Annotated in this window: 14 protein-coding genes and 2 pseudogenes; 10 read left to right on the top strand and 6 right to left on the bottom strand. The window is 64.8% G+C overall.

What is annotated here, in order from left to right; all coding sequences use genetic code 11:
• Nucleotides 1-36 precede the first annotated feature (36 nt).
• The 8 genes and pseudogenes from atpE to RM530_RS01005 all read left to right on the top strand — a co-directional run.
• On the top strand, nucleotides 37-297 hold the full coding sequence (gene atpE, locus RM530_RS01040; protein WP_311363344.1) for a F0F1 ATP synthase subunit C: 261 nt from the start codon (nucleotides 37-39) through the stop codon (nucleotides 295-297).
• Nucleotides 298-338: 41 nt separating this feature from the next.
• A complete protein-coding gene (locus RM530_RS01035) occupies nucleotides 339-809 on the top strand; it encodes a F0F1 ATP synthase subunit B (RefSeq protein ID WP_311363343.1) in 471 nt (156 codons plus the stop codon).
• A gap of 2 nt (nucleotides 810-811) precedes the next feature.
• A complete protein-coding gene (locus tag RM530_RS01030; RefSeq protein WP_311363342.1) occupies nucleotides 812-1348 on the top strand; it encodes a F0F1 ATP synthase subunit delta in 537 nt (178 codons plus the stop codon).
• A 29-nt stretch (nucleotides 1349-1377) separates the two neighbouring features.
• Complete coding sequence (gene atpA, locus RM530_RS01025; RefSeq protein WP_311363341.1) at nucleotides 1378-2931, top strand: F0F1 ATP synthase subunit alpha; 1554 nt, start codon at nucleotides 1378-1380, stop codon at nucleotides 2929-2931.
• A gap of 106 nt (nucleotides 2932-3037) precedes the next feature.
• Nucleotides 3038-3901, top strand: a complete 864-nt coding sequence (gene atpG / locus RM530_RS01020; protein ID WP_311363340.1) for a F0F1 ATP synthase subunit gamma — start codon at nucleotides 3038-3040, stop codon at nucleotides 3899-3901.
• Between the two features lie 70 nt (nucleotides 3902-3971).
• On the top strand, nucleotides 3972-5369 hold the full coding sequence (atpD, locus tag RM530_RS01015) for a F0F1 ATP synthase subunit beta (protein WP_311363339.1): 1398 nt from the start codon (nucleotides 3972-3974) through the stop codon (nucleotides 5367-5369).
• A 79-nt stretch (nucleotides 5370-5448) separates the two neighbouring features.
• On the top strand, nucleotides 5449-5865 hold the full coding sequence (locus RM530_RS01010; RefSeq protein ID WP_311363338.1) for a F0F1 ATP synthase subunit epsilon: 417 nt from the start codon (nucleotides 5449-5451) through the stop codon (nucleotides 5863-5865).
• 200 nt (nucleotides 5866-6065) lie between these two features.
• Nucleotides 6066-6308: pseudogene (locus RM530_RS01005) on the top strand (reverse transcriptase domain-containing protein); the annotation flags it as partial.
• A gap of 294 nt (nucleotides 6309-6602) precedes the next feature.
• Here the strand turns inward: RM530_RS01005 and RM530_RS01000 are convergent.
• The 6 genes and pseudogenes from RM530_RS01000 to RM530_RS00975 form a co-directional block, all read right to left on the bottom strand.
• A complete protein-coding gene (locus RM530_RS01000) occupies nucleotides 6603-7331 on the bottom strand; it encodes a DUF4197 domain-containing protein (protein WP_311363336.1) in 729 nt (242 codons plus the stop codon).
• A 280-nt stretch (nucleotides 7332-7611) separates the two neighbouring features.
• Nucleotides 7612-8103, bottom strand: coding sequence for a DUF2062 domain-containing protein (locus tag RM530_RS00995; RefSeq protein WP_311363335.1), 492 nt, complete (start codon nucleotides 8101-8103; stop codon nucleotides 7612-7614).
• Nucleotides 8100-8465 (bottom strand): hypothetical protein, encoded by a 366-nt coding sequence (locus tag RM530_RS00990; protein ID WP_311363334.1) that lies wholly within the window; start codon nucleotides 8463-8465, stop codon nucleotides 8100-8102. The genes RM530_RS00995 and RM530_RS00990 overlap by 4 nt, the downstream gene beginning before the upstream one ends.
• Nucleotides 8459-9157: a class I SAM-dependent methyltransferase gene (locus RM530_RS00985; RefSeq protein WP_311363333.1), complete on the bottom strand. Its 699-nt coding sequence runs from the start codon at nucleotides 9155-9157 to the stop codon at nucleotides 8459-8461. Before RM530_RS00985 ends, RM530_RS00990 begins: the two co-directional genes overlap by 7 nt.
• A gap of 124 nt (nucleotides 9158-9281) precedes the next feature.
• Nucleotides 9282-9515: pseudogene (locus RM530_RS00980) on the bottom strand (FAD-dependent oxidoreductase); the annotation flags it as partial.
• 55 nt (nucleotides 9516-9570) lie between these two features.
• Complete coding sequence (locus tag RM530_RS00975; RefSeq protein ID WP_311363332.1) at nucleotides 9571-10221, bottom strand: arylesterase; 651 nt, start codon at nucleotides 10219-10221, stop codon at nucleotides 9571-9573.
• Here RM530_RS00975 and RM530_RS00970 point away from each other — a divergent pair.
• Together RM530_RS00970 and RM530_RS00965 are read left to right on the top strand one after the other, a co-directional pair.
• On the top strand, nucleotides 10220-10933 hold the full coding sequence (locus tag RM530_RS00970) for an ABC transporter ATP-binding protein (RefSeq protein ID WP_311363331.1): 714 nt from the start codon (nucleotides 10220-10222) through the stop codon (nucleotides 10931-10933). The genes RM530_RS00975 and RM530_RS00970 overlap by 2 nt on opposite strands.
• On the top strand, nucleotides 10930-13398 hold the full coding sequence (locus RM530_RS00965) for an ABC transporter permease (protein WP_311363330.1): 2469 nt from the start codon (nucleotides 10930-10932) through the stop codon (nucleotides 13396-13398). Before RM530_RS00970 ends, RM530_RS00965 begins: the two co-directional genes overlap by 4 nt.
• The last annotated feature ends 228 nt before the right edge of the window (nucleotides 13399-13626 follow it).

The following is a 13626-nucleotide window of genomic DNA, read 5'->3' as shown; positions in this document are numbered from 1 at the left end:
TTCCACATCAGTAAGAGACTGACCCCGGAGAGCACAATGGAACTCATCATCGGCAACACCGCCCTCGCCATCGGCTTCATTTTCGGCCTCGCCGCGCTGGGCACCGGCATCGGCTTCGGCCTGCTTGGCGGCAAGTTTCTGGAAGGCGCTGCGCGTCAGCCGGAAATGGCGGGCATGCTGCAGACCCGCATGTTCATCATCGCCGGCCTGCTTGACGCCGTCGCGATCATCGGTGTCGCCATGGCGCTGCTGATGCTGTTCGCGAACCCGCTGATCGGCCAGATGCCCCAGGGCTAAGAACGTCCCAACAGTCATTGGCCAAAGCAACGAGGTGAGCCATGGGCATTAATGCCACCCTGATCGTTCAAGTCATCACGTTCGCGCTGTTCGTGTGGTTCACGATGAAGTTCGTGTGGCCGCCGATCACCCAGGCGATGAAGGAACGCCAGGCGCGCATCGCCAGTGGGCTTGCCGCCGCGGACAAGGGCGAGAAGGCGCTGGAAGAGGCCGCGACCCAGGCCGAGCTTGAGCTCAAGGCGGCCCGCACGCAGGCGCAGGAGATTCTCTCCAACGCGTCCAGGCAGGCTTCCAAGATCGTCGAGGACGCCCGCGAGACCGCACGGTCCGAAGCGGATCGCATCAAGGCTGCCGGTCACGACGAGGTCGAGCGTGAACTCGCCTCCGCCCGTGAGGCCCTGCGCAAGCAGGTCGGCGAACTGGCGGTTCTCGGTGCCGCGCGGATACTCAAGCGTGAGCTCGATACCCAGGCGCATGCTGAAGTCATCGACGCGCTGGCGGCGCAGATCTGATCATGGCCGAGCAGAGCACGATGGCGCGGCCCTACGCCAAGGCGGTCTTCGAGATCGCCCAGGCCGAGGGTTCGCTGGATCAGTGGGCGACCACCCTGGATTCGCTGGCGCAGGCCATGGCGATGCCGGAGCTGAGCGCGGCTGTCGGGCATCCTTCCCTGAAGCGGGCGCAGCAGGCAGATCTGCTGGTCTCGATCTTCAAGGGCGGACTCTCGGCGCAGGAAGCCAATCTGGTCCGCTTGCTGGCGGAGAACGGGCGTCTGTCGCTGTTGCCGCAGGTCGCGGAACAGTATGACGCGCTCAAGGACGAGTCCGAGCGTCGCGTCGAAGTCGAGATCACCACCGCGGTACCGGTCGAGGCGTCGCAGCAGTCCGCGTTGACGACCGCGATCGGCAAGCGTTTGTCCCGCGAACTCGAAGTGAGCTGGGCCACCGATGAAAGCCTGATTGCCGGCGCGCGTATCCGCACCGGTGACATGGTGATCGACGGTTCCTTTGCCGGCGAGTTGTCGCGTTTGCAGTCCGCCTTGACGGGCTGACACCCAAGAATTTTTCGAGGATTCGTTCCATGCAACTCAATCCTTCCGAGATCAGTGATCTGATCAAGGCGCGCATCCAGAACTTCGATGCCGAAACCGAGGCCCGTAACACCGGCACCATCGTGTCGCTGCAGGACGGCATCACCCGTATCCACGGCCTGTCCGACGCGGTGCTCGGTGAAATGCTCGAATTCCCGGGCCAGGGTGGTGAATCCACCTTTGGACTGGCGCTGAACCTGGAGCGTGACTCCGTCGGCGCCGTGATCCTGGGCGACTACAAGCACCTCAAGGAAGGCGACACGGTCAAGACGACCGGCCGCATTCTGGAAGTGCCGGTCGGCGAGGGCCTGCTCGGCCGCGTCGTCGATTCGCTCGGCAACCCGATCGACGGCAAGGGCGAAATCAAGGCCGCAGGCACCTCGCCGATCGAGAAGATCGCGCCGGGCGTGATCGCGCGTGAAGGCGTCAACCAGCCGGTGCAGACCGGCTACAAGGCAATCGACTCCATGGTCCCGGTCGGTCGCGGTCAGCGCGAGCTGATCATCGGCGACCGCCAGACCGGCAAGACCGCGCTGGCGATCGACGCGATCATCAATCAGAAATCTTCGGGCATCAAGTGCGTCTACGTCGCGATCGGCCAGAAGGCCAGCTCCATCGCCAACGTGGTGCGCAAGCTCGAAGAGCACGACGCGATGGCGCACACCATCATTGTCGCCGCGTCCGCGTCGGAGGCCGCCGCCCTGCAGTACATCGCGCCGTACTCCGGCTGCTCGATGGGCGAATACTTCCGTGACCGCGGCGAAGATGCGCTGATCATCTACGACGATCTGTCGAAGCAGGCCGTGGCCTATCGTCAGGTGTCGCTGCTGCTGAAGCGCCCGCCGGGCCGCGAAGCCTATCCGGGCGACGTGTTCTATCTCCATTCCCGTCTGCTGGAGCGTGCCGCACGCGTCAACGCCGAGTACGTGGAGCAGATGACGGGCGGCGAAGTGAAAGGCAAGACCGGTTCGCTGACGGCGCTGCCGATCATCGAAACCCAGGCCGGTGACGTGTCGGCCTTCGTTCCGACCAACGTGATTTCGATCACCGACGGCCAGATCTTCCTCGAAACCGATCTGTTCAACGCCGGCATCCGCCCGGCCATGAACGCCGGCGTTTCGGTGTCGCGCGTCGGTGGTTCGGCGCAGACCAAGGTCGTCAAGAAGCTCGGCGGCGGTGTGCGTCTGGCGCTGGCGCAGTATCGAGAGCTTGCGGCCTTCGCCCAGTTCGCGTCCGACCTGGATGCCGCCACGCGTGCCCAGCTGGAGCGCGGTCAGCGCGTCACCGAGCTGATGAAGCAGAAGCAGTACGCGCCGCTGCCGGTGTCGAAGATGGCCGCCTCGCTGTACGCCGTCGAAAAGGGCTTCCTCGACAAGGTTGCGGTCGACAAGATCCTGGTCTGGGAAGCCGGTCTACACCAGTTCCTCGCCAGCGAGCATGCCGAGTTGATGGCCAAGCTCGACGAGAAGGGCGACTGGAACGGCGATCTCGAAGCCGCACTGAAGGCGGCGATGGAAGCCTACGTCAAGCAGTCGGCGATCTGATGATTGCCGGTGAGGCAGATGTGAATGTTTCCCGATCCAGTGACGGCATGAACAGCGCAGGGGCAATCGCCTCACGCCTAACGCCTCACGCCTAACGAGCAAAGCAATGGCAAACGCGAAGGAAATCCGCGGCAAGATCAAGAGCGTGAAGAACACGCAGAAGATCACGCGCGCGATGGAAAAGGTCGCGATGTCGAAGATGCGCAAGGCACAGGAGCGCATGTCGGCCGCGCGCCCGTATTCCGAGCGCATCCGCCGTACGATCGGGCACCTCGCGCACGCGAACCCCGAGTACAAGCACCCGTTCATGCTGGACCGCAAGGTCAAGCGTGTCGCGATACTGGTGGTCAGCACCGACCGTGGTCTGTGCGGCGGTCTCAACGTCAACACCTTCCGCCAGGTGGTGCGCGCCCTGCGCGACTACAAGGATCAGAACGTCGACTGCGAGCTGTCGGTGATCGGCGCCAAGGGTGTGTCGTTCTTCAAGCGCTTCGGCGCCAAGCTGAGCGCGCAGGCAACACACTTGGGCGATCGACCACATCTCGAGGATCTGCTTGGCACGATCAAGGTGTTGACCGATGCCTACCGCGAAGGTGAAGTGGATCGCGTGTTCATCGCATCCGCCGCGTTCGTCAACACGATGACGCAGAAGGCCGATCTGGTGCAGTTGCTGCCGGTGCAGCCGGTGGACGACACCGAGAACCTGCTCGAAAACTGGGACTACATCTACGAGCCCGAATCGAGCGAACTGCTCGACACGGTGCTGCAGCGTTACGTGGAATCGCAGGTGTATCAGGGCGTGATCGAGAACGTGGCCTGCGAGCAGAGCGCACGCATGGTGGCGATGAAGGCGGCCACCGACAACGCCGGCAAGATCATCAGTCAGTTGGAACTCGCCTACAACAAGGCCCGCCAGGCCAGCATCACCAAGGAACTGGCGGAAATCGTCGGTGGCGCGGCGGCGGTCTGAGGCAAATGAATCTTTTGCATCGGCCTTCGGGCGGATGTGGGAAACGGCTTAACCAGCAAGGGTTATAGAAATGAGCACGGGCAAGATTGTTCAGGTCATCGGCGCCGTCATCGACGTGGAATTCCCGCGTGACGCGATCCCCAATATCTACGACGCGCTGACTGTCGACGGAACCGGCCTCACGGTCGAGGTCCAGCAGCAGATGGGCGACGGTGTCGTCCGCTGCATCGCCATGGGCGCCTCCGAAGGCATCAAGCGCGGCCTGGCCGTGAGCAACACCGGTGCGCCGATCTCGGTGCCGGTGGGCAAGGCCACCCTGGGCCGCATCATGAACGTGCTCGGCGAGCCGATCGATGAAGTCGGTCCGGTCGAATCCGAGGAGCGCTGGGCGATCCACCGCGACGCGCCGAGCTACGAGGACCAGTCCGGTTCCACCGAACTGCTCGAAACCGGCATCAAGGTCATCGATCTGCTGTGCCCGTTCGCCAAGGGCGGCAAGGTCGGCCTGTTCGGCGGTGCCGGCGTCGGCAAGACCGTCAACATGCTTGAGCTGATCAACAACATCGCCAAGGCGCATTCCGGTCTGTCGGTGTTCGCCGGCGTCGGTGAGCGTACCCGCGAAGGCAACGACTTCTATCACGAAATGTCGGACGCCAAGGTCATCGTGCAGGACAACCTGCCGGAATCCAAGGTGGCGATGGTCTACGGCCAGATGAACGAGCCGCCGGGCAACCGTCTGCGCGTGGCGCTGTCCGGCCTGACCATGGCCGAGTACTTCCGCGACGAAGGCCGCGACGTGCTGTTCTTCGTCGACAACATCTACCGCTACACCCTGGCCGGCACCGAAGTCTCTGCGCTGCTCGGCCGCATGCCGTCGGCGGTGGGCTACCAGCCGACGCTGGCCGAGGAAATGGGCGTGCTGCAGGAGCGCATCACCTCCACCAAGAAGGGTTCCATCACTTCGATCCAGGCCGTCTACGTACCGGCCGATGACTTGACCGATCCTTCGCCGGCGACCACCTTCGCGCATCTGGATTCCACGGTGACGCTGTCGCGTGAAATCGCTTCGCTGGGCATCTACCCGGCGGTCGATCCGCTGGACTCCACCAGCCGCCAGCTCGACCCGGACGTGATCGGCGACGAGCACTACCAGACCGCGCGTGACGTACAGGGTGTGCTGCAGCGCTACAAGGAACTGCGCGACATCATCGCGATCCTCGGCATGGACGAACTGTCCGAAGAGGACAAGCAGGCCGTGGCCCGTGCGCGCAAGATCCAGCGCTTCCTGAGCCAGCCGTTCCACGTGGCGGAAGTCTTCACCGGCGCGCCGGGCAAGTACGTGTCGCTGAAGGAGACGATTCGCGGCTTCCGCGGCATCGTCGATGGCGAGTACGATCACCTGCCGGAACAGGCGTTCTACATGGTCGGCACGATCGACGAAGCCGTCGAGAAGGCCAAGAACATTTGATCCGAACGGTGTGGCGGGTGAGGCGAAGCGTTTGGTCTCATGCGTTGCACCCCCGGATTCAGGACTCTAGAGGCGTTCCATGTCCCAACTGCATGTAGACATCGTGTCGGCCGAGGGCCACATCCATTCCGGCGAAGCCGCGATGGTGTTTGCCCCGGCCGAACTCGGTGAAGTCGGCATCGCGCCCAAGCACTCGCCCCTGCTGACCCGGCTCAAGCCCGGCGAAGTCCGGGTGAAGACCGCCGACGGCGAACAGCTTTACTTCTTCGTGTCCGGCGGCCTGCTGGAAGTTCAGCCCCATCTGGTCACGGTGATGGCGGACACCGCGCTGCGTGCCAAGGATGCGGATGAAGCCGCCGCGGCCGATGCCAAGCGCGCCGCTGAGGAAGCGGTGGAGAACGCCAAGGGCGAAATGGATCTGGCCCGTGCCCAGGCCGAACTGGTCGAAGCCGCAGCCCGCCTGCACTTCGTCAAGAAGCTCAAGGATATTCGCTAGGCGAATGCCTGCAAAAGGGCCGCTTCGAGCGGCCCTTTTGCGTTTGGTGCGCCCGGCTGGGCGCACCCGCTTGGAGGTGGAAGTCCTCTACTCGCCCGGCAAGGGGAAGAGTTAGCCGAACGCCAAGGGTGTCCGCCGCGAGGCGGAATCTGGAGGAGTGAGCAGGGGCCGTCATGGACTGCCTTGAATGGCAGTCCACGCTGATGGCGCGGGTGGCGCGCAAGGTGAAGGATAAGCGTGTCCTGAAACTGATCCGCCGCTACCTCAGCGCCGGGATGATGGAGGGCGGGCTGGTGAGCCCGCGGACGCAGGGCACGCCGCAAGGCGGGCCGCTGTCGCCGCTGTTGTCCAACATTCTGCTCGATGATCTGGACCGGGAACTGGAAAAGCGCGGACATTGCTTCTGTCGCTACGCGGACGACTGCAACGTGTATGTGCAGACCGACTGCCCTTGCTGCGACCGAAGCTGGCACTTTTCTACGGGGGAGTTGCGAGCGCTCGCAGTGCTGTGAATCAACATCCGAAGAGCGTAGTGCGGGAAATCCGCACGCGACGTTCTGTGGGAGCCGGAGGTGGGCAACTGCCTCCGGCCACCCGGTGACGGCGGGTAGAATTATTCCTCTACCCGCCTCCTACCCGATGCGCCGTGACAGGTAGGCTCATCGGACCGCGCATGGATTCCGGATCAAGCCTGCGGCTTGTCCGGAATGACGGTGGAGGACGCGACGGCCTGCGGCTCAGCCGCTACCGAACACGCGCCTCAGGATGTCGGTGGTGCGTGCGGCCGGATTCTCACGAATGCGCTGCTCCTCGTCCGCGATCTTCAGGAACAGCCCGTCGAGCGTTCTATTGGTGACATAGTCGTCGAGATCGGTCGCGGTAATGCCGCCCATCTGCAGGATCGACCCCAGCGAACCGACGAGCTGTTTGTACTGCTGGGTCACGCCAACCTTGGCCGTCGCGGATTTCACGATCGGATTGATCTTGCTGTACAGCTCGGTGCCGGCGGTTCTGCGGAAGTACTGCGTGGCCGCGTCGTCGCTGCCCTGCAGGATCGAGCGCGCATCCGCCACCGTCATCTTGCCCACGGCATTGCCGAAGATCGACGCCACCTGTGGCACCGCCTGCTCGGCGGCGCGATTCAGGGTGAGCTGGAATTCATCGAGCTTGGGACCGTAACCGAACTGACGTGCGGTGCTTTCGTATTTGGCGAGCGCCGCCGGCAAGGGAATCCGGACTTCGCCGTCCTTCCAGAAGCCATCAGTGGTGCCGAGCTGGTTGATCGCCGTGGTCGTACCCTGGGCCAGAGCCTCGCGCAGACCCGACAGGATATCGCTCTGACTGAGCTGACCGCTGCCCTGCTGGGTCTGGATCGCATCGAGGATGCGGCCGGAACTGGCCTGCCAATCGGAGTCCGCACAGGCGCTGAAAACCAGCGGCAACAACAGCATGGGCAGGCGGCGCATACGGGGGGACTCCAGTCTGGATAGGCAATGCGCCCAAGGGTGGCAGCATCGGTGTGTCGCGTCCACGCACCGGCTGCGACCGTCTCATTCCCGTATCACGTCCATCTCGGCCCGTATCATTCTTTGTCGGCCCGGTTCAGGCGAAGGTTCTGATCGCCGCCAGCACCTCCGGCCAGGCAGCCGAACAATGAATCTCCTGCGGCATGGCGGTTCCCCTCTACCCGCCGCTCTCCCGCAAGCGGGCGAGGCTAGGTCGGCATCACGTCGCATGTGATTCACGTTAAACCGGCGCGCTACGCGCAGCTGTAACGCGCCGTCCCAGCAGGCGCAGCGTCACGAGCAGCACCCCATAGACCAGGCCGACGAACAGCGGTGCGCACAGGCACCAGATGCCGACGCCGCCAAGCGCGATCAAGCCGAAATCAAGCATGAATTGCCACGGGCCGGCCTTGAAGCGCGCGACCAAATCGGGAACCGACAAGGCCAGATGCGGCGTGCCCAGCCATTCACCCGCCCGGTAGAACGGCAGCAAAAGCAGAATCTGCAAGGGATAGCCCAGATAGTTGGCAATCTGGATCAGCGGCTGGTTGAGCTTGAAGGCGATGCCGGCGAGCAGACACAGCAGTGTGGTGCTGCCGAGTATCGGGAACACCGACAGGCTCAGCCCCAGGGCGATCGTCAAGGCGATCTTTTCGGGTGACACGCCCTGCCGCAATTGATTCAGCACCGGCTCCAGCAAGTGCCGGCGCAGCCACGACCGGGCCCCGCTCACGCGCGACGCGTCAGCAAGGCGTCGAGACCGGCGTCGCGCGGAAGTGTCCAGACCTGCCATAGCACGAACACTGCCATGGCCATGTTACCGGCGAGATAGATCGCCAGCAGCCAGGCGATACGGGCTGACCAGGTTCTGAGCTTGTAGGCGGCCCACAGCCAGAACGTGGTGAAGGCCAGAGAGTAAGGCCACATGCGATAGAAGCGCTCGCCGAACTGACGCTTGATCGGCTCGCGCACGGCCTGCACGCTGCGGTGCCGGTGCGCCAGGGTTTCGGCATGGTCGAGCGCGAACAGCTGCGGGACTTCGGGCCTCAGACCGGCGGCGGCGAGCTTCTGGAAATGGTGCACCGGGCTCAGCATGCCCCCCCCGGAAAGATGTACTCCTGGATGAAGTCGCGCTTGTTGCGGTACTGATCGAAGATCTTGTCGGAAATCGTGATGCCCTGGTTCGAGGCGATGCCGCCCGGCTTGAGCACGCGATGGATCGTCTCGGAATAGGTGGGCCAGAATTGCTCGCCCACGGCCTCGTACATCTCGACGGAGAAGATCCGGTCACAGTGTTCGCGCACGTCGCGGTAATCACACAATTCGAACGTCACGCGCTCGGCCACAGCTTCACGCTCGGCACGGGCGCTGGCTTCGACCAGCCGTTCCTGGGACAGGTTCTCGAACTTGTTGAGCTGCGCCTGATGCAGAGTGTCGTTGGGGCTGGCGAACACGGCGCTGGAATAGGCCATGCTCTCGTCGAGCCACAGACGATAGAAATCATTGCCCAGATCGTAGTGATACTGGATGTTTTCCTTGGCGCGGTGCTTGGTGTTGGCGCGGCGGTGCTGCAGGGCGCCGTACTGCGGATGCGCGTACCGGGTCTGGTAGAGCACCGAGTCCGCGTGCGGTGGCCGTGGCGGATTCAGCGAGACGATGTAGTTCACCGGGCCGGGTATCGGTTGCAGCTGGTTCATCCAGTAGCTGACGCCGATCGGCGTGTCGCTGAGCGCATCCTCGGCAAGCAAGGCGTTCCAGATCGGCCCCGCCATCGCCGCCAGCAGCATGCGGATGTGCGTGGGCGAGAACCTCAGCGAGGGCTGCGCAAAGATCTTGCTCAGATCTTCGTCTCCGGCCCACTCGATACGCCCGTCTTTCGACCGACACGCCCAGCGACATATCGGTGTTCTGGCGTTCCACGCCGAGACTGTCGAGCAGCGGATAGAAATTCGGATAGTTGACCGGATTGCAGACGATGAAACCGGTATCGATCGACAGCGGCCCCGCGGCGGTGTCGATGTCCACGGTGTTGGTGTGACCGCCCACGCGACGGTCCTGTTCGTACAGCGTGACCTCATGGCGCCGGCCGAGGAAATAAGCGGCCGCAAGACCCGAGATGCCGCTGCCGATGACGGCGATTTTCATGATCCGGTCGATATCGAAAATTGGGGAAGTGATACCGATACGGATCAAGCCGCGTTCAGGATGCAGGCGCGGCCGCGGCTTTCCCTTCCAGCAGTAGTTCCAGCGTCGGCCAGATCGCATCGAGCAGGGCCGGCTGCGCCGCCGCGGTGGGGTGCGCGCGGTCGGCCTGGAAATTGGCGGGATCGCGCGCGATGCTCGCCATGAAGAACGGCAGCAGGATCGCCCCGCTATCTTCGGCCACGGCGTGGAATACCGCGCGAAAACGCTCCGTGTACTCGCTGCCGTAGTTCGGCGGCAGCCGCATCTCGAACAGCACCACCGTTGCGCCGGTGTCCTGGCTGGCCGCGACCAGCGCTTCGAGATTCTTGCGCATCGTCTCCAGCGGCAATCCGCGCAGACCATCGTTGGCGCCCAGTTCCAGCAGCACGATGTCAGGCGGATGCCGTTGCAGCGTCGCCGGCAGGCGCGACAGGCCACCGGCGGTGGTTTCGCCGGATACACTTCCGTTGACGACTTGGTGTGGATAGCCTTGATCCTTCAGCCGATCGCGCAGCAACTGCACCCATCCGGAATTCACATCGATGCCGTAGCCTGCGGACAACGAATCGCCGAACACCAGAATGGTCGGCGCCGTATCGGCACGCACCACGCCGGTCCAAAGTGCGGACCACAGACTCAATACGAACAGCAGAAGACGAATGCTCATGAGGGACGAGGTGACAGTTGAGGCCGAAACGGCTAGCGGAAACGTGATCGTCGCGGACGGCGTCGGCAAGTCGATCGACGGCGCCGCTGGCGTACTCACGATTCTCGAGAACGTGAACCTAAGCATAGCCGAAGGCGAAACCGTCGCGATCATCGGTCGTTCCGGCTCCGGCAAGACCACACTGCTGTCGCTACTGGCCGGGCTGGACCTGCCGAGCACCGGCCGCATCGAACTCACCGGTCACGACATCGGCGCCATGGACGAGGACGCGCGCGCCGCGGTCCGCGCCGGCGGCGTCGGCTTCGTATTCCAGTCGTTCCAGTTGCTGGCCGGCTTCACTGCCCTGGAGAACGTGATGCTGCCGGCCGAACTGGCGGGCCTGGACCGACCGGCCAAGCGCGCACGCGAAGCGCTGCAGCAGGTCGGTCTGGAGCATCGCCTGAATCATTACCCGACGCAGCTTTCGGGCGGCGAGCAGCAGCGCGTGGCGATCGCCCGTGCCTTTGCCGGCGAGCCGAAGCTGCTGTTCGCCGATGAGCCCACCGGCAATCTGGATACCGCCACCGGCGCGCGCATCATCGATCTGCTGTTCGATCTCAACGCGCAACGCGGCACCACTCTGGTGATGGTCACGCATGACAACACCCTGGCGGCTCGCTGCAAGCGTGCGCTCCGCATCGAGGCCGGGCGCATCGTCGAGTCGCTGATGTGAGCGCCTGGCGCTATGCCTGGCGCCGTTACGCGCGCGGTTGGCGTTCCGGTGAGCTTCTGATCCTGTCGGTCGCGCTGACGGTCGGTGTCGGCACCAGCTGCGCGGTCGGTCTGTTCACGGATCGCGTGCGCGCAGCCTTGGCCGCGCAGTCCGGCGAAACCATGGGCGCCGACCTGATCGTCAGCGCGCATGATGCACTGCCGGATGCGCTGCTCGAACAGGCGCGTGCCGACGGACTCGACGCCGTATCCGTGTACTCGCTGCCCAGCGTGGTGTTCCACGGCGAAACCAGCCGCCTGGCCTCGGTCAAGGCCGTCTCGGCCGGCTATCCGCCGCGCGGCGAACTGCGCATCACCGATCAGCCGTTCGGCACCGAACGCGTCGCCGCCGGCATTCCCCCGCCGGGCGAAGCCTGGGTCGACGCGCGCCTGTGGACCGATCTGGGGCTCTCGGCGGGCGCATCGCTGAAGCTTGGCGATCTGGATCTGAATATCGGCGCCGTGATCGCCTATGAACCCGACCGGGGCGGCAGCTTCGGTGATCTGGCGCCGCGCCTGCTGATCAACGCCGCAGACCTGCCGGCCACACAGCTGATGGGCGCCTTCAGCCGCGTCAGCTACGAACTGATGCTGGCCGGGCCCACGACGGCGCTCGAAGCGCTGGACATTCCCGAAGATGCGCGCGCCGTCACGCCGCAGGACGCGAGCCCGGCGGTGCGCAATGCACTGGATACCGCGCAGCGCTTTCTCGATCTGGCGGTGCTGTCGGCGCTGCTGCTGTCCGGCGCCGCCGTGGCGATCTGCGCGCGCAGCTACGGCACGCGCCTGCGCGACGAGGTCGCGCTGCTGAAATGCCTGGGCGCGCACGGCAACTACATCGTCACGGCGCTGGCCGGCAGCCTGCTGTTCGCCGGTGTGCTGGCCGGGCTGGTCGGTGCGGCGGTCGGCGGGCTCGCGCAATTCGTGATCGTGCGACTGATCGGCTCCTTGCTCGATACCGAGCTGCCCGCCCCCACGCTGTGGCCCTTGTTGTCTGCGCAATTGGTGGGACTGCTGATGCTGCTCGGCTTCGGCCTGCCGCCGGTGCTCGACGCGCGCCGCGTTACGCCGGTGCGCGTGTTCCAGCGTGTCGATGCCGGAACCAGCATGTCCCGTCTGGTGCCACTGGCCGCGGTCAGCGCCATCGCCGCGCTGCTGTGGTGGCAGACCCGCGACGTCAAGCTGGCGAGCTACGTGCTCGGCGGCGCCGCCATCGCAATCGCGGTTCTGGCCGGGCTGGCCCTGCTGCTGGTGCGCCTGCTGGCGCCGCTGCGCGGCCGGGTCGGCGCGTCCTGGCGCTTCGGCCTGGGTAATGTGTCGCGGCGACGCGCGGCCACGGTGGCGCAGGTGGTGGCGCTGGGGCTGTCGCTGCTAGCGCTGCTGCTGGTCTCGGTGTCCCGCACCGATCTGCTCGAAACCTGGCGCGCGCGCCTTCCGGACGGCACGCCCAACCAGTTCCTGATCAATGTGCTGCCGGATCAGGTCGCACCGATGAACGCGTTCTTCGCCGAGCGCGGCTACGACGAACTGAAACTGTGGCCGATGGTGCGCGGTCGCCTGGTCGGGCTCAACGGCGAAGCCGTCAGCTCGGAATCCTTCGACGATCCGGAAACGCGGCGATGGATCAATCGAGAGTTCAACCTGTCGTGGACCGAGACCCTGGGGCCGGACAACACGATTACGGACGGACAATGGTGGGGCGAATCCGGCCAGGGTCAGCCCTGGCTGTCGGCGGATGACTACGCGGTGGAACGCCTCGGGCTGAAACTCGGCGACACGCTGACGCTGGCGATCGCCGACCGCGAAGTCACGCTCACGGTGAAGAACTTCCGCACCGTCGAATGGGACAGCTTTCAGCCCAATTTCTTTCTGCTGGCGCCGCCCGGCGTGCTCGACCCCGCCGACGCCAACTTTCTCACCAGCTTTTACCTGCCGCCGGACGAACGAGTGCTGCTGCGCGCCCTGGTCGATCGTTTCCCGAACGTGACGGTGCTCGACATCGACAGCGTGATGCGCGAGGTCCGCTCGATCATGGACCGCATCACACGCGCCGTGGAGTTCATCTTCATCTTCACCCTGGTGGCCGGACTGACGGTACTGCTGGCCGCGATCGAAGGCACGCGTGACGAACGCCGCCGCGAGATCGGCCTGCTGCGCGCCCTGGGCGCTCGCCGTTCGGTGGTGCGCCAGGGCGTGCTCACCGAATACGCGGTGCTCGGATTGCTGGCCGGCAGCGTCGCCGCGATCGGCGCGCAGGCGCTGAGCTGGACGCTCGCTGAATTCGTGTTCGGCATCGACTACGGGCCGCGTCCGCTGCTGTGGCTGATCGGCGCCGGTGCCGGCACGGCGATCGTCACCTCACTCGGCTGGTTCGCGCTGCGCCGCACGCTGGATACACCGCCCAATACGGTGCTGCGCGGCGAATAGCCCCGTCATTCCGGACGAGCCGCAGGCTTGATCCGGAATCCGTGCGGCGTTCGGTGGGCCAACATGGATTCCGGGTTCCCGCCACGCGGGCCCCGGAATGACGGCGGTGGGTGTTGCAGCACCGGCCACCCAAAAAAATGGGCGGCTCGGGAAAGCCGCCCTAAGACTGCCGGTCAGACAGAGCGTGGGCATTCAGCTCTGCGCAGCGCCGAAGCGCCGCTGGGAAAA

This window comes from Banduia mediterranea, assembly GCF_031846245.1.
GTDB classification, from domain to species: Bacteria; Pseudomonadota; Gammaproteobacteria; order Nevskiales; family Nevskiaceae; genus Banduia; species Banduia mediterranea.
Note: the sequence above shows the minus strand (reverse complement) of the source record. Positions and strands in the feature narration are given on the sequence as shown.

Bases quoted from the DNA above. Each gene is read 5' to 3' on its own strand.
- atpD (WP_311363339.1), top strand. From the start codon at position 3,972: ATGAGCACGGGCAAGATTGTTCAGGTCATCGGCGCCGTCATCGACGTG.
- RM530_RS00970 (WP_311363331.1), top strand. From the start codon at position 10,220: ATGAGGGACGAGGTGACAGTTGAGGCCGAAACGGCTAGCGGAAACGTG.
- RM530_RS01030 (WP_311363342.1), top strand. From the start codon at position 812: ATGGCCGAGCAGAGCACGATGGCGCGGCCCTACGCCAAGGCGGTCTTC.
- atpE (WP_311363344.1), top strand. From the start codon at position 37: ATGGAACTCATCATCGGCAACACCGCCCTCGCCATCGGCTTCATTTTC.
- RM530_RS01035 (WP_311363343.1), top strand. From the start codon at position 339: ATGGGCATTAATGCCACCCTGATCGTTCAAGTCATCACGTTCGCGCTG.
- atpG (WP_311363340.1), top strand. From the start codon at position 3,038: ATGGCAAACGCGAAGGAAATCCGCGGCAAGATCAAGAGCGTGAAGAAC.
- RM530_RS01000 (WP_311363336.1), bottom strand. From the start codon at position 7,331: ATGCGCCGCCTGCCCATGCTGTTGTTGCCGCTGGTTTTCAGCGCCTGT.
- RM530_RS01010 (WP_311363338.1), top strand. From the start codon at position 5,449: ATGTCCCAACTGCATGTAGACATCGTGTCGGCCGAGGGCCACATCCAT.
- RM530_RS00985 (WP_311363333.1), bottom strand. From the start codon at position 9,157: ATGCTGCTGGCGGCGATGGCGGGGCCGATCTGGAACGCCTTGCTTGCC.
- RM530_RS00990 (WP_311363334.1), bottom strand. From the start codon at position 8,465: ATGCTGAGCCCGGTGCACCATTTCCAGAAGCTCGCCGCCGCCGGTCTG.
- atpA (WP_311363341.1), top strand. From the start codon at position 1,378: ATGCAACTCAATCCTTCCGAGATCAGTGATCTGATCAAGGCGCGCATC.
- RM530_RS00975 (WP_311363332.1), bottom strand. From the start codon at position 10,221: ATGAGCATTCGTCTTCTGCTGTTCGTATTGAGTCTGTGGTCCGCACTT.